Origin of the sequence: Enterobacter sp. MGH 4, from assembly GCF_000534735.1 — a bacterium.
In the GTDB taxonomy this organism is placed as follows: Bacteria; Pseudomonadota; Gammaproteobacteria; order Enterobacterales; family Enterobacteriaceae; genus Enterobacter; species Enterobacter intestinihominis.
On record NZ_KI973296.1, the window covers coordinates 130,137 to 152,303 of the forward strand.

General features: G+C 53.6%; 24 protein-coding genes. 16 read left to right on the plus strand and 8 right to left on the minus strand.

Going from position 1 to position 22,167, the window contains the following annotated elements:
- Positions 1 to 3 precede the first annotated feature (3 nt).
- The 4 genes from rfaC to L350_RS03815 are packed head-to-tail and all read left to right on the plus strand — an operon-like array spanning position 4 to position 4,204.
- A complete protein-coding gene (gene rfaC, locus L350_RS03830) occupies positions 4 to 987 on the plus strand; it encodes a lipopolysaccharide heptosyltransferase RfaC (protein WP_032626573.1) in 984 nt (327 codons plus the stop codon).
- A gap of 3 nt (positions 988 to 990) precedes the next feature.
- The gene (locus L350_RS03825; protein WP_023299027.1) at positions 991 to 2,100 is read left to right on the plus strand and encodes a glycosyltransferase family 9 protein; all 1,110 of its coding nucleotides are present in this window, start codon (positions 991 to 993) and stop codon (positions 2,098 to 2,100) included.
- Between the two features lie 5 nt (positions 2,101 to 2,105).
- Complete coding sequence (locus L350_RS03820; RefSeq protein WP_023305212.1) at positions 2,106 to 3,005, plus strand: glycosyltransferase family 2 protein; 900 nt, start codon at positions 2,106 to 2,108, stop codon at positions 3,003 to 3,005.
- Complete coding sequence (locus L350_RS03815; protein ID WP_032626576.1) at positions 2,993 to 4,204, plus strand: O-antigen ligase family protein; 1,212 nt, start codon at positions 2,993 to 2,995, stop codon at positions 4,202 to 4,204. Before L350_RS03820 ends, L350_RS03815 begins: the two co-directional genes overlap by 13 nt.
- Positions 4,205 to 4,230: 26 nt before the next feature.
- On the opposite strand, the gene L350_RS03810 is transcribed toward L350_RS03815, so the two are convergent.
- Positions 4,231 to 5,184: a polysaccharide deacetylase family protein gene (locus L350_RS03810; protein WP_032626579.1), complete on the minus strand. Its 954-nt coding sequence runs from the start codon at positions 5,182 to 5,184 to the stop codon at positions 4,231 to 4,233.
- A 150-nt stretch (positions 5,185 to 5,334) separates the two neighbouring features.
- Here L350_RS03810 and rfaQ point away from each other — a divergent pair, with 150 nt between their 5' ends.
- The 7 genes from rfaQ to coaD all read left to right on the plus strand — a co-directional run bounded on the left by rfaQ (position 5,335) and on the right by coaD (position 12,227).
- Positions 5,335 to 6,405 (plus strand): putative lipopolysaccharide heptosyltransferase III, encoded by a 1,071-nt coding sequence (rfaQ, locus tag L350_RS03805; protein WP_080686366.1) that lies wholly within the window; start codon positions 5,335 to 5,337, stop codon positions 6,403 to 6,405.
- A complete protein-coding gene (locus L350_RS03800) occupies positions 6,402 to 7,529 on the plus strand; it encodes a glycosyltransferase family 4 protein (RefSeq protein ID WP_032626581.1) in 1,128 nt (375 codons plus the stop codon). The genes rfaQ and L350_RS03800 overlap by 4 nt, the downstream gene beginning before the upstream one ends.
- 2 nt (positions 7,530 to 7,531) lie before the next feature.
- Complete coding sequence (locus tag L350_RS03795; RefSeq protein WP_032626582.1) at positions 7,532 to 8,632, plus strand: glycosyltransferase; 1,101 nt, start codon at positions 7,532 to 7,534, stop codon at positions 8,630 to 8,632.
- An 11-nt stretch (positions 8,633 to 8,643) separates the two neighbouring features.
- Complete coding sequence (locus tag L350_RS03790; RefSeq protein ID WP_032626584.1) at positions 8,644 to 9,633, plus strand: glycosyltransferase; 990 nt, start codon at positions 8,644 to 8,646, stop codon at positions 9,631 to 9,633.
- 66 nt (positions 9,634 to 9,699) lie between these two features.
- Positions 9,700 to 10,974: a lipid IV(A) 3-deoxy-D-manno-octulosonic acid transferase gene (gene waaA / locus L350_RS03785; RefSeq protein WP_032626592.1), complete on the plus strand. Its 1,275-nt coding sequence runs from the start codon at positions 9,700 to 9,702 to the stop codon at positions 10,972 to 10,974.
- Positions 10,974 to 11,744, plus strand: coding sequence for a glycosyltransferase family 2 protein (locus tag L350_RS03780; RefSeq protein WP_003860875.1), 771 nt, complete (start codon positions 10,974 to 10,976; stop codon positions 11,742 to 11,744). The genes waaA and L350_RS03780 overlap by 1 nt, the downstream gene beginning before the upstream one ends.
- Before the next feature lie 3 nt (positions 11,745 to 11,747).
- Positions 11,748 to 12,227, plus strand: coding sequence for a pantetheine-phosphate adenylyltransferase (gene coaD / locus L350_RS03775; protein ID WP_022646622.1), 480 nt, complete (start codon positions 11,748 to 11,750; stop codon positions 12,225 to 12,227).
- 2 nt (positions 12,228 to 12,229) lie between these two features.
- Here the strand turns inward: coaD and mutM are convergent, their stop codons facing one another.
- The 4 genes from mutM to radC all read right to left on the minus strand — a co-directional run bounded on the left by mutM (position 12,230) and on the right by radC (position 14,421).
- Positions 12,230 to 13,039, minus strand: a complete 810-nt coding sequence (gene mutM / locus L350_RS03770; protein WP_003860879.1) for a bifunctional DNA-formamidopyrimidine glycosylase/DNA-(apurinic or apyrimidinic site) lyase — start codon at positions 13,037 to 13,039, stop codon at positions 12,230 to 12,232.
- Positions 13,040 to 13,111: 72 nt separating this feature from the next.
- Entirely contained in the window at positions 13,112 to 13,279 is a 168-nt protein-coding gene (gene rpmG, locus L350_RS03765; protein WP_003024094.1) for a 50S ribosomal protein L33, read from the minus strand.
- Positions 13,280 to 13,301: 22 nt separating this feature from the next.
- Positions 13,302 to 13,538 (minus strand): 50S ribosomal protein L28, encoded by a 237-nt coding sequence (rpmB, locus tag L350_RS03760; protein WP_002436699.1) that lies wholly within the window; start codon positions 13,536 to 13,538, stop codon positions 13,302 to 13,304.
- 217 nt (positions 13,539 to 13,755) lie between these two features.
- Positions 13,756 to 14,421: a RadC family protein gene (gene radC / locus L350_RS03755; RefSeq protein WP_022646621.1), complete on the minus strand. Its 666-nt coding sequence runs from the start codon at positions 14,419 to 14,421 to the stop codon at positions 13,756 to 13,758.
- Between the two features lie 173 nt (positions 14,422 to 14,594).
- Here radC and coaBC point away from each other — a divergent pair, with 173 nt between their 5' ends.
- The 3 genes from coaBC to slmA all read left to right on the plus strand — a co-directional run bounded on the left by coaBC (position 14,595) and on the right by slmA (position 16,960).
- Complete coding sequence (coaBC, locus tag L350_RS03750; protein ID WP_087878399.1) at positions 14,595 to 15,806, plus strand: bifunctional phosphopantothenoylcysteine decarboxylase/phosphopantothenate--cysteine ligase CoaBC; 1,212 nt, start codon at positions 14,595 to 14,597, stop codon at positions 15,804 to 15,806.
- A complete protein-coding gene (gene dut / locus L350_RS03745; protein ID WP_032626594.1) occupies positions 15,784 to 16,242 on the plus strand; it encodes a dUTP diphosphatase in 459 nt (152 codons plus the stop codon). The genes coaBC and dut overlap by 23 nt, the downstream gene beginning before the upstream one ends.
- Before the next feature lie 121 nt (positions 16,243 to 16,363).
- A complete protein-coding gene (slmA, locus tag L350_RS03740) occupies positions 16,364 to 16,960 on the plus strand; it encodes a nucleoid occlusion factor SlmA (protein WP_003860901.1) in 597 nt (198 codons plus the stop codon).
- A gap of 82 nt (positions 16,961 to 17,042) precedes the next feature.
- Here slmA and pyrE read toward each other — a convergent pair whose 3' ends face one another.
- Together pyrE and rph are read right to left on the minus strand one after the other, a co-directional pair.
- Positions 17,043 to 17,684: an orotate phosphoribosyltransferase gene (gene pyrE, locus L350_RS03735; protein ID WP_023305206.1), complete on the minus strand. Its 642-nt coding sequence runs from the start codon at positions 17,682 to 17,684 to the stop codon at positions 17,043 to 17,045.
- 66 nt (positions 17,685 to 17,750) lie between these two features.
- Positions 17,751 to 18,467 carry a ribonuclease PH gene (gene rph, locus L350_RS03730; protein ID WP_015570044.1) on the minus strand — a complete coding sequence of 239 codons (717 nt, stop codon included), beginning with the start codon at positions 18,465 to 18,467 and terminating at the stop codon, positions 17,751 to 17,753.
- 125 nt (positions 18,468 to 18,592) lie between these two features.
- On the opposite strand from rph, the gene L350_RS03725 reads away from it, so the two are divergent.
- Positions 18,593 to 19,456 (plus strand): YicC/YloC family endoribonuclease, encoded by an 864-nt coding sequence (locus L350_RS03725; RefSeq protein WP_003860907.1) that lies wholly within the window; start codon positions 18,593 to 18,595, stop codon positions 19,454 to 19,456.
- Between the two features lie 205 nt (positions 19,457 to 19,661).
- On the plus strand, positions 19,662 to 20,279 hold the full coding sequence (locus L350_RS03720) for a trimeric intracellular cation channel family protein (protein ID WP_023299016.1): 618 nt from the start codon (positions 19,662 to 19,664) through the stop codon (positions 20,277 to 20,279).
- 2 nt (positions 20,280 to 20,281) lie between these two features.
- On the opposite strand, the gene ligB is transcribed toward L350_RS03720, so the two are convergent.
- Positions 20,282 to 21,952, minus strand: a complete 1,671-nt coding sequence (gene ligB, locus L350_RS03715; RefSeq protein ID WP_032626596.1) for an NAD-dependent DNA ligase LigB — start codon at positions 21,950 to 21,952, stop codon at positions 20,282 to 20,284.
- Between the last annotated feature and the right edge of the window lie 215 nt (positions 21,953 to 22,167).

Genomic DNA, 22,167 nt, shown 5'->3' on the forward strand with positions numbered 1-22,167 from the left:
CGAATGCGGGTATTGATCGTTAAAACCTCTTCGATGGGCGATGTGCTGCATACGCTGCCGTCACTGACGGACGCGATGCGGGCCATTCCCGGCATTCGTTTTGACTGGGTGGTGGAAGAAGGCTTCGCGCAGATCCCCACCTGGCACGAAGCGGTTGACCGCGTGATCCCGGTGGCCATTCGCCGCTGGCGCAAAGCATGGTTCTCCGCACCGATTAAAGCCGAACGTAAAGCCTTCCGCGAAGCGGTGCAGGCCCGGCGTTACGACGCGATCATTGACGCTCAGGGCCTGGTGAAAAGCGCCGCGCTGGTCACGCGTCTGGCGCACGGCGTAAAGCACGGCATGGACTGGCAAACCGCCCGCGAACCGCTGGCGAGCCTGTTCTATAATCGTCGCCACCATATTGCGAAGCAGCAGCACGCCGTGGAACGTACCCGCGAGCTGTTCGCGAAAAGCCTGGGCTATGCAAAACCTGAAGCCCAGGGTGACTACGCTATTGCACAGCATTTTTTGCGCGAGACGGAGGAGCATGCCGAACCGTATCTGGTGTTCCTGCATGCCACAACGCGCGACGATAAGCACTGGCCGGAAACGCACTGGAGAAGGCTGATTGAACTAATGCAACCTTGCGGTATCCATATTAAACTCCCGTGGGGCGCTGAACATGAGCGGCAGCGTGCGGAACGTCTGGCAGCAGGCTTTTCCCACGTTGAGGTGTTACCCAAACTCACGCTGGCGCAGGTTGCCGCACAGCTGGCGGGCGCTAACGCCGTCGTTTCTGTGGATACAGGGTTAAGCCATTTAACCGCCGCACTGGATCGTCCTAATATCACGATTTTCGGCCCGACCGATCCGGGGTTGATCGGGGGTTACGGTAAAAACCAGCATCAGATGGTCAGCCCTACGCAACAAACGAAGGATATTAGCGCAGATGCTATTTTTTCATTTTTACAGGGCAGCCATCGGCTTTCCAACAGGGATATTTAACCCATGAGTTATGTATTTCTGCTGATTTTACTCTTTCCGGTGAAACTCCTCCGGAAGCTGTTTCGAAAAGACACGGGCAAAAACCTTGTCATTCAGACAGCCAAAATCGGTGACTTTATTAATGCGACACCTCTACTGGCATATCTGCAAAAAAGCGATGTGTTGGTCAGTCGCAGCGTTGGTGCGCTGGCGAAGCATGATGAGACTATCGAGCAGATCTATTTTATTGAGCAGCATAAGCGCAACCTGTGGCGTAAACTGTGCTTCGCGTGCAGGATCATGAACCGCTACGACAACGTCTACCTGCTACAACCCAACAGCGTGAACCTCTTTTTTGCCGCCGTCTGCAATGCTAAAAACAAACAATTTTTAACCATTTACACGCGCAGGTGGTATCACGGGATTTTCTATCTTGCGGCTGACGGTACCGTTGAGCATGGCAAAAAAACGCTTTCGGTGACGAACTACCTGAAACTGGCCGACCGCGCACTCACATGGCAAGACTCTCCCAAGCACGCCACAAAGCCGCTCTTTAAACCGACGACCTGGCCGGCCACTCTTGATAAACCTGACGTTATCCGCATCGGCATCAGTATTGCGGCGGGCAATAAAGCCAAAACCGTTCCTCCGGTTATCTGGAAGCGGATTGTTGATCAACTCGCTGATTTACCCTGCGAGTTTTATGTCTTCGGCGCGCCAAATGAACAGTCGTGGATGGACGATATCACCCGCCTTTACGGTGAAATCCCTAATTTTATCAATCTTATTGGCAAAATTTCGCTGGAAGAGCTTCCCTGGGCCATTTCTAAGATGGACTGTTATATCGCGTCTGACTCGGGGAATGTGTATATCGCAGACGCCGTTGGCGTTCCGGTAGTCCTGCTGTTTGGTCCGTGTTGTCACTATGAACAACGTCCGCTTGGCAATGTGTTGCTGATCGGGAATGACGACAACATTTGTTCTTATGTGTTTGAAACGCGCTATTACTTCCCGCAAGAACGGGAAGCACTATTCTCTGTCACTGACTCCGCGTTACACGATCTTCAGCAGTTTATCCGTACATTACCCAAAGCCCGCTCACTGGCTAGCGCTACCGACGCTCAAGGAAACTAATTTTTATGGCTTTTTTAAGCGTCATTATTGCTGCGCATAACGCTGAAGCTACGCTGCATGCCACGCTTTCAAGCCTGCTGGCAGCCACCGTTCAAGACACTGAAATTATTATTTTTAATGACAGTTCTGAGGATACCACGCAGGCAATAATTGAAGAGTGGTCACCTAAATTTCCTCAGATCATAACGCGCACCGTGAACTTTCGTAACGTCGGCCGGGTACGAAACAGTGCTGTCGCACTGGCATCCGGTGAATATATTACGATGCTCGACAGTGACGATTGCTTAAAGCCGGGCAGCCTCAGGGACGCAATTACCTTTCTGAAAGCGCAACGTCCGGATATGTTACTGACACGTTTGCTTGAGATTCGCGATCCCCGGAAAATGACTTCAGACTGGCAGGGATTCAATCCTGTGCCATTGTCACAACATGAAGCAGTCGCTCGTTTCTTACGCCATAAAGACTTTCAGGCGCATCTCATTGGCCAGTTTATTCATCGTAGCCTGTACGAAAGCAACCCTATTCCTCCAATGTTATGTTATGAGGATTTCGCTGTCTTCCCCGGAATGTTGATGCAGTCGAGCAAAATAGTCTATCAACGCCAGGGGCATTATTATTACGTCAAGCGTCGCGACAGTTTGTCGAGCAGTCTGGACGCCAGCAAAATTTCAACGCTTGTCGAATGCACGTTACAGATGGAAAGAACATTTCCGTCAAGCTACAGGCATCTCGTCAATTGCCACTGGTTTGATATTTACAGCAACCATCGGTCCTGTCTTACAGACCAACAATTGCAACTCGTGAAACAACGCGTAAAGGCCATGTACACATTGTCTTTTTTCCTGTCCACCGATGTTCGTTTTAGCTACAAAAAAAGGGTTATTGAGGCGTTATGGAAAAAATAAAACCACGGCTATATCAACTGACGATTGCTTTGAGCCTCATCTCTTTGATGCTGGCATTAGTCAGTTCAGGGAAGCAAAGAGAGTTTTTCTATATTGCTATTTACGTCAGTATTATTGGCCTGGCTTTCGAATATAAAAAAATCACTCTTCGACCTTTTACTATAGCGCTGCCCATTCTGCTGATTGGGTTACTTAACCTCGGCTGGTACTTAATCTATGAGTATCATAACGAGGGACTCAACCTTTACAGCGACTATCTAGGCGCCAGCAAAAAGTTAATTTTAGCGAGTATCCTGATTTTCTATATTGACCGCTTTAAGTTTTACATTGATAAAGACAACTTCAGGAAATTTTTCTTCTACGCAGCGGCCTTAGGGTTTGTGCTCGCCACAGGATATGGCTTGTGGCAGGCCTCGCAAGGTATGACTCGCGTTGAGATGGCAATTAACCGTGCCACCGTTTCAGCCTATGTTTATTCTGTCCTGTCACTGGCTTTTGTATACAGTCTTTACCTTCAGCAGAACGTGAAGCTGTATGTTGTTGCGGGCTTCACTATATTAATCTCTTACTTCGTCATAATGTTGACGGGTACCCGTGCTGCGATGGGTTTATATCTGCTTCTGGCGGTTGTGCTCACGCTGTATCATTTCAGAAAGATTCATCTCAAATCCACTCTCATTTTTTTATGTATTGTGGCCGGCATTGTCGTCGTGAGCTACAAGCCGTTGATTGCACCGAAAATAACGCAAACCCAAATTGAAGTTGAGAATTATCAGAAAGGCTATGACCGCACGTCACTTGGCGCACGTTTTTCGATGTGGACTGTCGGGATCGCTAATGGTCTTGCACATCCGTTGGGGCAATCACTTGAAGAGCGTGAAACGTGGACACGGCAGTATATAAAAGACGGGCATCCTCACCTTGGCAGTGCACTCGAATACATCAAGGTCCACCTGCATAATGAATTTATTGAGAAATACTCTTTGCAGGGGATCCCCGGCGTGGCGGTAATGCTCTTTTTCTTCGTTTCGATGATTGTGTATGCCTTACGAAACAGAAACGCACTGCTCCTAACCTCAATGCTACTTTTGATTTTGTATGGACTGACGGATGTCATACTGCTCAGTTCAGAAGCCTTAATCTTCTTTATGGTTTTGTTTGCATTAAGTACACCTTTCACCCAAACAAAGCAGCATTAACAAATATGCCCGCCTGGCGGGCATAACTATTTTTTGTACTGGTAAAACTCCGCCAGCGTCATCCCCACGGTCTTATCTGATAACCAGGTAAAGAGCTGCTCCAGATCCTGATAAAGCCCCTCAATCGCGGCCTCGTCTTTAAAAGTAGGGCTCCCGCCAGGCATAAATTCCGACGAATGCAGCATGAACTCTACGTAGTCATTTCCCTGAGACAGGCACTGCTGCGCCACCTTAATCATCTCCTCCGCGTTACCGCCGGCCGGGCGTAACCAGTTAACTGACGGAGAACGGTATTTACCGCGCAGACGATCGTAACCCTGCTTCAGGGAATTCAGCCATGCCGGGTGTTTATACTGGATACTCATCGGAACTTCGAGTAAGGGGGTATTTCCCGGCCGGGAAATGTCGTCTACGTCCAAAAAGTAGGCACGATCGGGAAAATGCTGGTAATTCGTTCCGCCATTACCCTGCGGGGCACCTTTCGCGTTGCGCCAGTTCACGCGCGGCGTAACGGAACAATCTACCTGATACCCCAGCTCAATCAGCAACCGGGCGTAACGGCTGTCGAATGCCCAGCGCCCGGCGCGATGGCTGAGCATTTTTGTCTGGAAGGTCTCTTCCAGTAGGCGGGTCATGAACAGCACTTTCTCACGCATGACCTCGTCTGAAAACTCAATCAGATAAGGCTGCCAGCGCCAGTCATCACCGGTCAGATCGTGCTCCGGAGGGCTGTTCCAGGCATGGAGATGCATTCCTACCTCGCCCTGCCCCCGGGCTATGACCTCTTTCGCGAACTCAATGAACACCGGTTCGACGGCCATCTCGTAGTTGGTGAGCCAGACAGGCTTAAAGCCGAAACGCTCGCAAAGCGTCTGAAACCGCGCCAGGTAGCGCGCGTTTTCCGTTTTGATGACCCGGTGGTTCTGCCAGAGATTATCCCCTTCGGTATCGATCGTGATGATAAACGCTGGTTTTTTCATAATGAGTCCGCAAGACAAAATAGTTAGCGCTATGTTACGCACGCCCGAAAGCTGGAGTAAACCCTTCCAGGGAAATTCCTGACATTATGGAGAAAGAGTGCAAGTCGTTACCAGGTCTATTAGAATTGCCAACAGTACAACGCCGATAAGATGATGATGAATAACTTACCTGACACGCCTGATTTGCGCATTTTACTGATTAAACTTCGCCATCATGGTGACATGTTACTCACCACCCCCGTCATCAATTCATTGCGCCAGAAATGGCCTGAAGCCCAAATCGATGTGCTTCTCTATGAAGAGACGCGAGACATGCTCGCCGCGCATCCGGCAATCAGTACGATCTATGGTATCGATCGTAAATGGAAGCAGTTGGGGACGCTGAAGCACCTGCAAAAAGAGTGGCAGTTGCTTCGTGCTTTACGCGCTCAGCATTATCATCTGGTGATCAATCTTGCCGATCAGTGGCGCAGCGCACTGGTTACCCGCTTCACCGGCGCACCGGTTCGGCTCGGGTTCGCTTTTAACAAGCGCAATAATGCCTTCTGGCGTTTTTGTCACAGTGAACTGGTCTCGGTCGCCAGCCATCAGTCGCTGCACACCGTTGAACAAAACCTGTCCATACTGAAACCATTACCCGTTGCCGCCAGACCCGCCGTCACCATGGCTTACAGCGCGGATGACTGGAACCATGCTCATCACAAGCTGACACAAAAGGGCGTGGGAGAACGCTATATCGTTATTCAACCCACTTCACGCTGGTTCTTTAAGTGCTGGGACGAAGGCAAAATGGCGCAAACTATCGCCGCATTGCAGCAGGACGGCCACACTATCGTCCTTACGGCGGGACCGGATAAGAAAGAACTGGCGATGATTGACCGCATTCTTGCCGCCTCCCCGCAGACGGGTGTTGTGTCGCTGGCAGGGCAGTTAACCCTGCGCCAGCTGGCCTCGCTTATCGATCACGCAGCCCTGTTCATTGGCGTTGACTCCGTCCCCATGCACATGGCCGCCGCCCTTCAGACGCCCTGCGTGGCGCTGTTTGGCCCATCAAAATTGACGTTCTGGTCGCCATGGCAGGTTAACGGCGAGGTCATCTGGGCTGGTAACTACGGCCCGCTTCCCAACCCTGACGCCATTGATACAAAAACGACGGAACGTTATCTCGACGCCATCCCCGTTGATGCTGTCGTCTCCGCCGCAAGGAGATACCTGCAATGAAGCTTCATCGTCTGGCCATTGTGCGCCAAAAATATCGGCCGGATGGGGGAGCAGAACGTTTTGTCTCCAGGGCACTCACCGCGCTGAGCAATCAAAATCTTGAGCTCAACGTCATCACCCGCGAGTGGCAGGGCGAAAAGCAGGACGACTGGCATATTCATATTTGCGATCCACGAAAGTGGGGCCGCATCAGCCGTGAACGCGGCTTTGCACACGCCGCGCGCGCGCTGTGGCAGCAACAGCAGTTTGATATTGTCCAGAGCCACGAACGTATTCCGGGCTGCGATATTTACCGCGCCGGAGATGGTGTACATCGACGCTGGCTGCTACAGCGTACACGTATTCTTCCCGCCTGGCGCGCGAAGCTGCTCATGCACGATCGCTATCACCGCTACGTGATGAACGCCGAACGTGAAATGTACCAGGCTCCCGAGTTGAAAGCCGTTATCTGTAATGCGGAGATGATCAAGCGCGAAATCGTCGAAGACTTTGATATTGACGCAAAAAAGATACATGTGATTTATAATTCAATAGATTCCCGCCGCTTCGTTCCGGCAGAAGAGAGGCAGCGCGCTGTACTGCGTAAGCAATTTGGCTTACCCGCTGATGCCGTCATTTTCTGCTTCGTGGGTTCAGGGTTTGAACGCAAGGGGCTGGCAAGCGCAATTCGGGCTATAGCAGGAACATCGACGTGGCTGGTTGTGGTCGGTCAGGATAAAGCGGAAAGCCGCTATCGCGACCTCGCCCGTTCATTAGGCTGTGAGGGGCAAATCCGTTTCCTGGGGATGCAAAAAGAGACGCTGCCATTTTATCAGCTTTCTGATGGTTTACTGCTGCCGACGCTGTATGATCCTTTCCCTAACGTCATACTTGAAGCAATGGCCTGTGGATTGCCCGTCATTACGTCAGAGAGTTGCGGTGGTTCAGAATTTATTGAGCAAGGCCAGAACGGGTTTTACTGTGATGCACTTGATATCCGCACATTGAAGGAGGCCGTCATGTCCATCCCTTCACTGGAAAAAAATAACAATATGGGGCTTGTGGCGCGTGAACGCGTCAGAGAAGCAACCCCTGAAAAACTATCAAGTCAGCTTATTTCGCTTTATCAAAAATTACTGGATTAATAATGCGCATCCTAATGATTATTGATGGTTTACCCGGTGGAGGAGCCGAAAAAACGGTTCTCACCCTCTCCAGCGGACTGACAGAACTGGGGCATCAGGTCACCCTTTTCTCCTTACGGAAGGTGTGCGACTACGCCATTCCGGAAGGTATCGATTTTCAGGTTGTGCAGGATACCTGTAAAAAACCCTGGCGGAAGCTGACCGAGATCCCGCGTCGCGCCCGTTTGCTGGATCGCGCCATCGAGCAGGCAGAACGCAGCGGTAAATTTGACGTTGCCTTCTCGCATCTGCATAATACCGACCGTATCGTGGCGCACAGCCGCGTGCTGGATCGGGATAAGGTCTGGTTCTGCATACACGGGATGTTCTCCTTTTCCTATTTGCGCCATCGCAGCGGGCTTTCTCGCTGGTTTAAGCATTATAAAATTCGTCATACCTATGAAAACCGCAACGTGGTGGCGGTATCCGGCGCCGTGCTGCACGATCTGTCTGAAGTACTCGCGATCCCCCTGCGGCGCAAAGCGGTTATCCATAACCCGTTTGATATCCCTGAAATTCAGCGTCTGGCGGAAGCGCCCTTTGAGATGCAGGGGCAGAATTACATTATCCACGTTGGCCGTTTTCATGAGCACAAACGTCACGACCGGCTGCTGCGGGCGTTTGCGATGAGCAAGATTGACGCATCGCTGGTGTTGATGGGCAAAGGCTCTGACGTGAAAATTAACCAGCTCAAACAGCTTGCCGCTAAGCTGGGAATTGAAAACAAGATCGTCTTCCGCCCGTTTGAAACCAATCCTTATCCGTGGATCAAAGGTGCACGCCTTTTAGTGTTAAGTTCCGACTGCGAAGGTTTTGGTAATGTACTGGTAGAGTCCATTATCTGTCAGACCCCACCGGTGAGTACAAACTGCCCTGGCGGCCCTGCTGAGATCCTTACTGGCCCTCTGGCGCGTGGTCTGACCGCGTTAACCGACGAATCACTGGCGAAAACACTGGCAGAACTGTATGCCTCTCCGCCGGTTGTTGATCGCGAAATGATCGCATCGTTCGGTATCAACGCCATTTGCCAGCAATACATTGCTTTGGTCGACAACCAAAAATAATCAGGTTTCATATGCAAAATTCAGCGCCTTTATTAAGCGTGGTGGTTGCCGTTTATAACGGTGAAGCTTTTCTCGATCAGTTCTTTACCTGCCTTGTAAATCAACATATCGACAGTATGGAAGTCATCATCGTGAATGACGGCTCCACTGACCGCTCGATGCAGATTGTCGAAAAATGGCGCGAACAGCTGCCACAGATGCAGGTTATTGAACAACCTAATCAGGGCGTGTCCATCGCGCGTAATACCGGCCTGGCCATTGCGACCGGCCAATATCTCTCTTTCCCGGATATTGATGATGTCTTCAAACCCGGCATGTACCAGCGTCTGCTGGATATGGCCGTCACACAGAACCTGGATGTCGCCACCTGCAATGGCAACTACGTCTGGGAAAATAACAAAAAACCGTCTCGCCCTATCTTCCCTGAAGATAAGCTCGCCTCAACGAGCGTCATGAATGGCGCGGCATGGTTAAAAAAGGCGCTGGATTCACGTAAGTTCCTGCATGTGACCTGGCTGAATATCTATCGTCACGATTTTATTCGTCAGCACGGCTTCCGTTTCGAGCCTGGCCTGCGCCATCAGGATATCCCGTGGACGACTGAGGTGCTGCTTGCTGCGGAACGCGTTCAGTACACCAGCGAACGCTTTTACGACTACTACATTCACTCCGCCTCGGTATCGCACACCCCGGATAATGACGACACGCTGATTCGCTCAGCACGCCATTACATGAAGATCCTGAAGATGCTTGATGCCATTAACCAGCGCTACCCGGATAAAGTGAAAAATATCCCGGCCTGTCACTGGCAAATCGCCAAAGAGGGTCTGGGAATTATTCATACCTTCGACAACATGAAGGATGAAGCGAAGAAATCAATGATAATCAAAGAGTTCTTCGACACCGGGATCTGGAAGCTCATCTGGAAAAGTGCCAAAAGCCCGCGTTTGCGCTGGCGCCTGGGCCGACGCTACTTCCGTTTAAAACGGTATCTGGCATAAGAGATAGCTTTAGCACGCTTAAATGCTTAGAATTTCCCGGCCGAAACTAAAAAAACGGATAATCGCTTGGAATTGTTGTATACCGCCCTGCTCTACATCATTCAGCCACTGGTGTGGCTGCGACTGTTGCTTCGTAGCCGTAAAGCGCCTGCGTACCGTAAACGCTGGGCCGAACGCTATGGCTACTGCCGCAATAAAGTGGCGCCGGACGGTATTCTGCTGCATTCCGTGTCAGTCGGGGAAACGCTGGCCGCCATTCCACTGGTGCGTGCCTTACGCCATCGTTATCCGTCACTGCCCATCACCGTCACCACGATGACGCCAACCGGCTCAGAGCGCGTGATGTCTGCCTTCGGTAAAGACGTGCATCACGTCTACCTGCCGTACGATCTCCCCTGCGCCATGAACCGTTTCCTGAATACCGTTCGCCCTAAACTGGTGATCGTCATGGAAACTGAACTGTGGCCGAATATGATTTCCGCCCTGCATGCCCGTAAAATTCCTTTGGTTATCGCCAACGCGCGTCTGTCGGAACGCTCGGCGAAAGGGTACAGCAAGCTGGGTAAATTTATGCGTCGCCTGCTCAGCAAAATTACGCTGATCGCCGCGCAGAACGAAGAAGATGCCGCGCGCTTTATCGCCCTCGGCCTGAAGCGCAACCAGCTTGCGGTCACGGGTAGCCTGAAGTTCGATATTTCCGTCACCCCTGAACTCGCCGCCCGTGCGGTAACGCTGCGTCGTCAGTGGGCGCCGCGTCGCCAGGTCTGGATTGCCACCAGCACCCATGACGGCGAAGAGGCCATTATTCTTCAGGCTCACCGCCAACTGCTGGAAAAATTCCCTGATTTACTGCTGATTCTGGTTCCTCGCCATCCTGAGCGTTTTAAAGATGCCCGGGAGATGGTGCAAAAAGGCGGTTTCAGCTTCACCCTGCGCAGCAGCGGCGAAATCCCCTCTGGCAGCACGCAGGTGGTGATTGGCGATACGATGGGCGAACTGATGCTGCTGTACGGGATTGCCGATCTTGCTTTCGTTGGCGGAAGCCTGGTGGAGCGCGGTGGTCATAACCCGCTGGAGCCGGCAGCCCACGCCATTCCCGTGCTGATGGGTCCACACACGTTTAACTTCAAAGATATCTGCGCGAAATTGCAGCAAGCCGATGGCTTAATCACCGTGACCGATGCGGACTCGGTGGTCAAAGAGGTCTCAACCCTTCTGACTGACGAAGATTACCGCCTGTGGTACGGTCGTCACGCCGTTGAAGTCCTGCATCAGAACCAGGGCGCACTGACCCGTCTGCTGCAACTTCTGCAACCTTACCTGCCGCAGCGGAGCCACTAATGTCAACGCGTCTGTCGGTCGTGATGATCGCCAAAAACGCCGCCGACCTGCTTCCGGATTGCCTGGCCTCTGTTGCCTGGGCTGACGAAATCGTCATTCTCGATTCCGGAAGTACGGACAATACGGCGGACGTTGCCCGTGCAGCTGGGGCAAAAGTCTTTACCGACACCGACTGGCAGGGCTACGGTATTCAGCGTCAGCGTGCGCAGGGTTACGCCACAGGCGATTACGTGTTGATGATCGATACCGATGAGCGCGTCACCCCGGAACTCCGACAGGCCATTCAAACGGTGCTTGCCGCGCCACAGCCCGGCGCGGTCTACAGTATCGCGCGTCGTAACTATTTCCTGGGCCGCTTTATGCGCCACAGCGGCTGGTACCCCGACCGCGTGATGCGCCTCTATGCCCGCGAGCGTTATCAGTACAACGACAACCTGGTCCATGAGTCTCTGGCCTGCGATAACGCTCAGGTCATCCCCCTGACGGGCGATCTGCTTCATCTGACCTGCCGCGATTTCGCCAGCTTCCAGCGGAAACAGCTGAACTATGCCACCGCCTGGGCACAGGAGCGGCATGCGCGCGGCAAGAAGGCCACGCTGACCGGCATCTTCACCCACACGCTGGGCGCGTTTCTGAAAACGCTGCTGCTACGTGGTGGCGTGCTGGACGGCAAACAGGGCTGGTTACTGGCGGTAGTGAATGCCCAGTATACTTTCAATAAATACACCGAGCTGTGGGCGCTGAACCGCGGCTACTCAGAGAAAACGTGAGCCATGAGCACAAAAGCGATTTATCCGGGTACCTTCGATCCGATCACTAACGGTCATCTTGATATCATCACCCGTGCGGCGTGTATGTTCGACAAGGTGATTCTGGCCATTGCCGCCAGCCCGAGCAAAAAGCCGATGTTTGACCTGAACGAACGCGTGCAGCTTGCCACCGATGCGATTTCGCATTTGTCGAATGTTGAGGTCGTCGGATTCAGCGATTTGATGGCAAACTTTGCCCGTGCCCAGCAGGCCAATATCCTGATCCGCGGTCTTCGCGCGGTAGCAGACTTCGAATATGAGATGCAGCTGGCGCACATGAACCGCCATCTGATGCCGGAGCTGGAGAGCGTATTCCTGATGCCCTCCAAAGAGTGGTCCTTCATCTCTTCTTCGCTGGTGAAAGAGGTGGCGCGCCATCGCGGGGACGTTACCCACTTTCTGCCGGTTAACGTCCACCAGGCGTTGATGGAAAAGTTAAAGTAACCCTACTTCTGGCACTGACGGCAGTAAAACGTGGCGCGCTGAGCGTGCTTCGTGGCAATAATCGGCGTCCCGCATGCTCTGCACGGTTCCCCCTTACGACCATAAACCTGCAACTCCTGCGCAAAATAGCCCGGCTTCCCGTCGCTTTGCAGAAAATCCTTCAGCGTCGTCCCGCCCTGCTCAATTGAGCGCAGTAGTACCGCTTTAATCACTCTGACCAGCAGCTCGCACTCCTGCGCAGACAGCGAAGAGGCCAGCCGATCGGGATGGATCCCGGCGGCAAACAACGATTCGCTGGCATAGATATTCCCCACGCCCACGACCAGCTTGTTATCCATCAGCCAGGGTTTAATCGGGGTTTTCTTTTTCGCGCACTTCTCTTTGAGATAATCCGCGTTAAACGCCTCTGAGAGCGGCTCAGGTCCAAGATGCGCCAGCACGTTGTGCCCTTCCAGCTCTTTGGTCCACAGCCATGCGCCAAAGCGACGCGGGTCGGTGTAACGCAGCACCTTGCCGTTACTCATCACCAGATCAACGTGGTCGTGCTTTTCCGCAGGCAACTCTTCGGTGAGGATGCGCAGGCTTCCCGACATGCCCAGATGGATAATGATCCAGCCGTCAGGCAGCTCCAGCAGCAGGTATTTCGCGCGGCGCTGTACGCTCAGGACGGGTTTATCGCTTAACGCGTGGATCTCATCGGACACCGGCCAGCGCAGACGCCCGTTGCGAACGACAGCATGAAGAATAGTCGCGCCAACCAGATGGGGCTCAATGCCGCGGCGGCTGGTCTCTACCTCAGGTAATTCAGGCATGGTTCCTCCGTTGAGATGCAGAATGCAAAAAACCCCGCAGATGCGGGGTTTTTCAATACAAGGAGACTAAAATTATTTGATTTTAGCTTCTTTGTACAGTACGTGCTGGCGTACAACTGGATCGAATTTTTTCAGTTCCAGTTTTTCCGGCTTAGTACGTTTGTTCTTCGTGGTGGTGTAGAAGTGACCTGTACCAGCAGAAGAAACCAGCTTGATTTTCTCGCGAATACCTTTAGCCATGATTTATTTCCTCTTTAAGTACTTAGTACTTTTCGCCACGGGCACGCAGTTCGGACAGAACTGTATCGATGCCTTTCTTATCGATTACACGCATACCTTTAGCAGATACGCGCAGGGTGACAAAACGCTTCTCGCTCTCAACCCAGAAACGGTGAGAGTGCAGGTTCGGCAGGAAACGGCGTTTAGTCGCGTTCAGTGCGTGGGAACGGTTGTTACCGGTCACCGGACGCTTGCCAGTAACTTGGCAGACTCGGGACATGTCTATTCTCCAAAAATCAAATTAGCTCGAGCTTCGTATGGGGTATCGGCGCCTCGTCAGGCTTTACAGCCCGGTCATCGCATAGTTCTATTGAACTCTCGATTGCCAGGCCCAAATGCCAAACCCGAGATTCTCAAAGGTGGCGTAGTATACGCTGACTCGGCGGTGTGCTCAAGTCCCGAACAGACAAAGATCCCGATGGATCGCGAGAAAAGGCCTAAATCCAGCCACGTTCGGCAAAAGAAATGTACTCTCCGCGGCCAATTATCAGATGGTCCAGCACACGAATGTCCATGAATTGACAGCATTTGATAATACGTTCGGTAATTGCTTTGTCAGCTCTGCTTGGTTCTGCACAGCCAGAGGGGTGATTATGCGCGAGGATCACGCCGGCTGCATTCACTTTTATCGCTTCCCGCACAATTTCACGCGGATGCACCTCAACGTGGCTCAATGTTCCCGAAAAAAGGCGGGTATGTTTCAGTACACGGTTTTTGTTGTCGAGAAAGATCACCATAAAGATCTCCCGCTCCAGATCGGAAAGCTGGCTTTGCAGAAATTCGCGGGTCATATCGGGGGTGAGGATCGGGTCTTCTTCCTCCATACGCACGTTGTAAAATCGCCGGGCCAGCTCGGCAATGCCCCGTAACTGGGCATATTTCGCCACGCCAATACCCTCAACGTGCGTAAACGCCTCCAGCTCGGCGGTCAACAATCCATACAGTGAGCCGAAATGCTCTATCAGCTCTTTCGCCAGCGTAAATACCGTTTTCCCCGGCGTGCCTGTGCGTAAAAAGAGCGCCAGCAGCTCGTCGTCCTTTAACAACGTGACGCCATGGCGCAGCATTTTTTCACGCGGTAGCAGCAGTTCAGTCTCTTCCATGCCCGGCCTCCTTCTGTTTGCCATTATGCTGCCACAGGCAAATTCGGGGCTCGACGCTGGCGTTTCGTTCTTGCGTAGCGCCTCGCAAAGTGAATTGAGGACATCATCACCCCGTTTTAGGGATTGTGATAAAATGCCCGCTCTCTGGTGAAACCCAACAGGAAAGAATCATGATGAGCCTGGCCGGTAAAAAAATCGTTCTTGGCGTCAGCGGCGGTATTGCTGCCTATAAAACGCCAGACCTGGTGCGCCGTTTGCGCGAGCGCGGGGCCGACGTACGGGTCGCGATCACCGAAGGTGGCAAAGCCTTTATCACCCCGCTGAGCCTGCAAGCCGTCTCGGGATACCCGGTATCCGACAGCCTTCTCGACCCGGCAGCCGAAGCCGCAATGGGCCATATTGAGCTGGGGAAATGGGCAGATCTGGTTATCCTTGCCCCCGCCACGGCAGATGTAATTGCCCGCGTGGCGGCCGGGATGGCGAACGATCTGGTAACGACCATTTGCCTCGCCACGCCTGCGCCCGTCGCGGTTGTACCCGCAATGAACCAGCAGATGTATCGCAACGCCGCTACCCAGCATAATCTGGATACGCTGGCCTCGCGCGGCCTGCTAATTTGGGGACCGGAGAGCGGCAGCCAGGCCTGTGGCGACGTGGGGCCAGGGCGTATGCTCGACCCATTGACGATTGTTGATATGGCCGCCGCCCATTTCTCGCCTGTCAACGATCTGCAACATCTCAACATCATGATTACCGCGGGCCCCACGCGCGAGCCGCTGGATCCGGTGCGATACATCACCAACCACAGCTCCGGCAAAATGGGCTTTGCAATTGCTGCCGCGGCAGCCAAACGCGGCGCGAACGTGACGCTGGTGAGCGGCCCGGTGTCGCTTACCACCCCTGCGTTTGTGCGGCGTATTGATGTAACTACCGCGCTGGAAATGGAAGCCGCCGTACAGGCGCATGCTCAACAACAGCATATTTTTATCGGCTGTGCGGCCGTTGCTGATTACCGCGCCGAAACCATTGCCGACGCCAAAATTAAAAAGCAAGGTGATGAATTAACAATAAAAATGGTGAAGAACCCGGATATCGTTGCCGGTGTCGCCGCATTGAAAACTCATCGTCCTTACGTTGTTGGGTTTGCCGCAGAAACGAATAATGTGGAAGAATATGCCCGGCAAAAACGTACCCGCAAAAACCTCGATTTGATTTGCGCGAACGACGTATCGCTGTCCACGCAAGGATTTAACAGCGACAGCAACGCATTGCACCTTTTCTGGCAGGATGGAGATAAAGTCTTACCGCTTGAGCGCAAAGAACTCCTGGGCCAACAATTACTGGACGAGATCGTTACCCGTTATGATGAAAAAAATCGACGTTAAGATTCTGGACCCGCGCGTTGGCGAGCAATTTCCGCTGCCAACGTATGCCACCTCCGGCTCTGCCGGTCTTGACCTGCGCGCCTGTCTCGATGACGCCGTAGAACTGGCGCCGGGTGCAACGACCCTGATCCCGACCGGGCTGGCGATTCACATTGCTGACCCGTCACTGGCAGCGGTGATCCTGCCGCGCTCTGGCCTGGGCCATAAGCATGGCGTCGTGCTGGGTAACCTGGTCGGCCTGATCGACTCTGACTATCAGGGTCAGCTGATGGTATCCGTCTGGAACCGTGGCCAGGACAGCTTCACCATTGAACCGGGCGAGCGTATTGCGCAGATGGTGTTTGTACCGGTGGTGCAGGCAGAATTTAACCTGGTGGCAGACTTCGACGTTACCGACCGTGGCGAAGGCGGCTTCGGCCATTCCGGGCGCAAATAACCGCCCGACAAACACGCATCTCACAGCGCCATAATGCAATAACAAACCGCAAACGTCAGTTTGCGGGTCGCTGTGTGGTTGCCAGCCTGACAAGTGCTTATTTTCAGGGGTATTTTGTAACATGGCAGAAAAACAAACCGCGAAAAGGAATCGTCGCGAAGAAATACTTCAATCTCTGGCTCTGATGCTTGAATCCAGCGACGGCAGTCAACGCATCACCACCGCCAAGCTGGCGGCCTCTGTGGGCGTGTCAGAGGCGGCGCTGTATCGTCATTTCCCGAGCAAAACCCGGATGTTCGACAGCCTGATCGAGTTTATCGAAGATAGCCTGATCACGCGCATCAACCTGATTCTGAAGGATGAAAAAGACACCAGCACGCGTCTGCGTCTGATTGTGCTGCTGATTCTGGGCTTTGGTGAACGTAACCCGGGTCTGACTCGTATTCTGACCGGCCACGCGCTGATGTTTGAACAGGATCGTCTGCAAGGCCGTATAAACCAGCTTTTTGAGCGTATCGAAGCCCAGCTTCGTCAGGTTCTGCGCGAGAAGAAAATGCGGGAAGGTGAGGGATATAATACGGATGAGACGCTGCTGGCAAGCCAGATCCTGGCATTTTGCGAAGGGATGCTCTCCCGGTTTGTGCGCAGCGAGTTTAAATATCGACCAACGGACGATTTTGACGCCCGCTGGCCGTTAGTGGCAGCACAATTACAGTAACGCCATCGCCGGATGGCGGCTTCGCCTTATCCGGCCTACGAACAGGTAGGCCCGGTAAGCGTAGCGCCACCGGGCAACGCAATTAAACCCCGAACTCTTCGCGATACGCTTTTACCGCCGCCAGGTGATCCGCCATCTCAGGCTTCTCTTCCAGATATGCAATCAGGTCTGTCAGCGTGATGATAGAGATCACTTTGCAGCCATAATCGCGTTCCACTTCCTGAATAGCAGAGATGTCGCCACGCCCGCGTTCCTGACGATCAAGCGAAATCAGCACACCCGCAAGCGTTGCACCGTTAGCCTGGATAATCTCCATCGATTCACGGATCGCGGTGCCTGCGGTGATCACGTCATCCACCAGCATCACGCGGCCCTGCAACGCACTGCCGACCAGATTGCCGCCTTCACCGTGGGTTTTGGCCTCTTTACGGTTAAAGCAGTACGGTACGTCGCGGTCATGGTGCTCCGCCAGCGCCACCGCCGTGGTGGTTGCAATTGGAATGCCTTTGTACGCGGGGCCAAACAGCAGATCGAAATCAATCCCGGAATCTACCAGCGCTTCGGCATAGAAGCGGCCTAACAGTGCCAGGTCGCGCCCGGTATTAAACAGCCCGGCGTTGAAGAAATACGGGCTTTTACGCCCGGATTTCAGCGTGAACTCGCCAAACTTAAGTACCTGCTTGTTAAGCGCAAACTCAATAAACTGGCGCTGATACGATTTCATGGATTTGCTCCTTTGTCTTTTCAGTCTTACAGGCAAAAAAAAGGCGACTCATTGGTCGCCTTAAAATCAATTTTCTAACGCCGCTTTCTGCGTCGCTACAATAGATTCAATACCCCCTCGGGCCAATGCCAGCAAGGTGAGCAGTTCTTCGTGAGTGAATGGCTCGCCTTCTGCCGTGCCCTGCACTTCAATGATGCGACCATCTTCGGTCATCACCACGTTCATGTCGGTTTCTGCGGCAGAATCTTCAACGTATTCCAGATCGCAAAGCGCTTCGCCGTTAACAATACCAACGGAGACAGCAGCAACCATCCCTTTCATTGGGTTGGTTTTCAGCTTACCGGCGGCAACCAGCTTGTTCAGCGCATCTGCCAGCGCCACACAGGCACCGGTAATGGAGGCCGTACGCGTGCCGCCATCGGCCTGGATCACGTCGCAGTCCAGCGTGATGGTGAACTCACCCAGCGTTTTTAAGTCAACCGCGGCGCGGAGCGCACGTGCGATCAGGCGCTGGATCTCCATAGTACGGCCGCCCTGCTTACCTTTTGCCGCTTCACGGGCATTACGGGTATGGGTTGCGCGCGGCAACATACCGTATTCCGCGGTGATCCACCCCTGCCCCTGACCTTTCAGGAAGCGAGGCACGCCCTCTTCGATGGACGCGGTGCAAAGCACTTTGGTGTCACCAAACTCAACCAGCACGGAGCCTTCAGCGTGTTTTGTATAGTTACGGGTCAGGGTGACGGGACGCACCTGGTTGGCGCTACGACCTGCTGGACGCATGATGGATTCTCCGGCTTGAAACGAATGTGGCTGCGCATTATACGGATAAAGGACGCTTATTCCTATCCTGAGAAGCCCCTGAAAGCTATAATCCCCCCATCTCTCCTTTAAAAACGGGAATGTCTATGATCCGCAGTATGACCGCCTACGCCCGGCGTGAAATCAAGGGTAGCTGGGGTAGCGCTACCTGGGAAATGCGCTCGGTAAACCAGCGCTATCTGGAAACATATTTCCGTATGCCGGAACAGTTCCGCAGCCTGGAGCCTGTGGTGCGTGAGCGTATCCGTACGCGTCTGACCCGCGGGAAAGTGGAATGTAATTTGCGGTTTGAGCCCGATGCCAGTGCCCAGGGCGAACTGATCCTGAACGAAAAGCTGGCAAAACAGCTGGTTAATGCGGCGAACTGGGTCAAAATGCAAAGCGATGAAGGCGAGATCAACCCGGTTGATATTCTGCGCTGGCCTGGCGTGATGGCCGCCGGAGAGCAGGATCTGGACGCGATTACCGCTGAAATCCTGGCTGCACTCGACGGCACGCTGGATGACTTTATCGTTGCCCGCGAAACCGAAGGCCAGGCGCTGAAAGCGATGATTGAGCAACGCCTTGAAGGCGTGAGCGCCGAAGTGGCTAAAGTGCGCGCGCATATGCCAGAAGTGCTGCAATGGCAGCGTGAGCGACTTGTCGCCAAACTGGAAGAGGCGGAAGTTCAGCTGGAAAACAACCGTCTGGAACAAGAGCTGGTGCTGATGGCGCAGCGTGTAGACGTGGCTGAAGAGCTGGATCGTCTGGAAGCGCACGTTAAAGAGACCTACAACATCCTGAAGAAGAAAGAAGCGGTAGGCCGCCGTCTCGACTTTATGATGCAGGAGTTCAACCGCGAGTCGAACACGCTGGCGTCTAAGTCTATCAATGCAGAGGTGACCAATTCAGCGATTGAACTGAAGGTCCTGATTGAGCAGATGCGCGAGCAGATCCAGAATATCGAGTAATACCTTTCAGGGTGGTGTCTGGCACATCACCCATTACTTTTTCTAATCCATATTTATCCTTACTTTCTTTGTCTCCCGCCTTATCACAAGCCCGCCTGGCATGCGTTGATAAATTGCTTTAGGGCAAATCCCCTCGCCTTAGAAAATCTCAATCGTGATCTTGCGCACAAATCGCTAACCTCCTCCACTTCATTCCGGAGGGTTTATGCTGCTTCACATTCTCTATCTTATTGGCATTACCGCTGAAGCCATGACCGGCGCGCTTGCCGCCGGACGTCGCCGAATGGACACCTTCGGCGTGATCATTATTGCCACGGCCACTGCGCTCGGCGGCGGGTCCGTGCGCGATATCCTGCTTGGCCATTATCCGCTCGGCTGGGTTAAAAACCCTGAGTACGTCATTATCGTGGCAACGGCAGCCGTGTTAACCACGATTGTAGCCCCGGTGATGCCTCATCTGCGCCGCTTGTTCCTGGTGCTGGATGCGCTTGGGCTGATTGTTTTTTCCATCATTGGCGCACAAATTGCTCTCGATATGGGTGAAGGCCCGGTTATCGCCACCATTGCGGCGGTGATCACGGGCGTGTTTGGCGGGGTGCTGCGCGATATGTTCTGCAAACGTATCCCGCTGGTTTTCCAGAAGGAACTGTATGCCGGCATCTCCTTTGCCGCGGCAGTGCTTTATGTCGCCTTGCAGCACTATGTCACCAACCACGATGTGGTGGTTATCTCCACGCTGCTGTTTGGTTTCACCGCGCGTATGCTGGCATTGCGCCTGAAGCTGGGCCTGCCCGTTTTTCATTACAAGCACAACGCGCATTAATGTCAGAACCCGTTAATGTGCTGCTCAGCCAGCCACCTTGCCAGCCTATCAACAGGAGGCGCATGCAGCCAGTTAACGACCTGCTGCGCCTTCTCTTCACCTGTTCCCGGCAAAGCCTGCCAGTCAGCGGCGCTCCGCTGATTCAGCGCCTGCCACGACGCCGCCCCAACCGCATTCAACGTGGCTTTTGTCAGCGGGATCCCCATCGCTGTGACCCAGCGAATAAAAGGTTGTTTGCGCACAATATTAAAACGATGCCAGAGCGATAACCCGCGCCCGGCGGAAAAGCCAGGCGTGGACTGTAGCTGCGCCTGCGTCAGTGTTAACCACGAAAAAATATGCTCGAAACGATGCGTCTGATGAAGCGTTCGCCAGCCCGCCTCGCCTAACCCCTCGATCCCTAGCCCTTGTTTTGAGCTAAGCCACGTCAACCGGGCAAAGAACTGTTCCATACACGCTGGTGAGGCATAAAAACAGGTCAGCGAGTGGTACTGCAGGGCCGGAGGTTCTGGTTTTTCCCTGTTCGCTCCCCGCCAGACAACTCGATCGAATCGGGGGATCCCCTGCCCGGCGAGGCTTATCAGAACCTGATCGCCGGGAACAATATCCAGCCGCTGCCAGCGTGTGACCGACCCCAGGCTCACCCGCCGCACCTGTTTATCATCAAGCTTTACTGGATCCAGTTCGGCTACAACGGACACCTTGCCCGTTCGCCCGACGCCAAACTGTATCCCTCGCACTTCAGCAACCTGAGCGACAGGCGTATATTTCCATGCGACAACCCAACGGCCTTCACCGGGTAACCAACCGTCGCCCGCGGGTTCATCCGCTGAACGCACCACAATGCCGTCCGTGGCAAAGGGCAATGCTGTTGTATGCCACGCTGAACGCTGCGCTTCGACCGCATTCACAGACGCGGCGGGCAGCGTATAACGCGCCGTCAGGGTGAACCCGGCTTTTGACAACGCATCCAGAGATACCTGCATCTCTTTAGGTCCATCCGGCCAGGCCCAGATAAACACGCCGAGCTGCCTGAGAAGTGCGCTATCGTTATGACGCATCATGGCGCCCGCCACTTTTGCCCGCATGTTCATCCCCCCCATCTGACGCTGGATGTGGTTTTCATGAATCCAGAACAGTTCACCCTGTAAGACGCTATTTGCCAGGGGGCCGGACAGGTTTTGCGGAACAGAGGGGATTGATCGAACCTGCGCCGTCCAGTCTTCACCTTTCACACCGTTGCCACGGCTAATGGCCCGGACAAGCTTCCCGCCCTGGTACACCAGCGTCACAGCCACGCCATCCACTTTGGGCTGCATCCAGAGATGTTGCCGGGCTCGCATCCACTGGCTGAGCTCAGCTTTACTGGCAACCTTATGCACGCCCGTATGCGCAACCGGGTGTGTCACACTACCTGTCAGAGGTGGCGGTCTCTCTTCGGAAGAGACATGACCAAAGCAGCGCTGCCACTGGTTCAACCGCGCGTTAAGCTGATCGTAAACCCCGTCATCAACGTCACTGACTCCCTGCTTCCAGTAAGCATCGTCCCAGCGTTTGATCTGCGCGCTCAGCGCTACAATTTCCTTTTCTGCTTTTGCCTGCGACCATACCGGGCATACCGCTAACCCGGTGCTACACCACAACAGCGCAAACCCGCTTATCCATCGCCACATTATTACCCCTCCTTTGCGTTGGAGGAGGTATAACCCGGTATTGAAAACGACGCGAATGGCAACGTTACGCTTTACGAGGCGTTATCCAGCGTTTCTTTTTGTTGCTGCAAACCGCAGACAAAACCTGAAAACGGCACGCAAAATTTAATCATCCACGGGAAAAAGTGTGACAAAGGCTACGTCACACAGCAGCGACGTGTATAATAAGCCCGTAT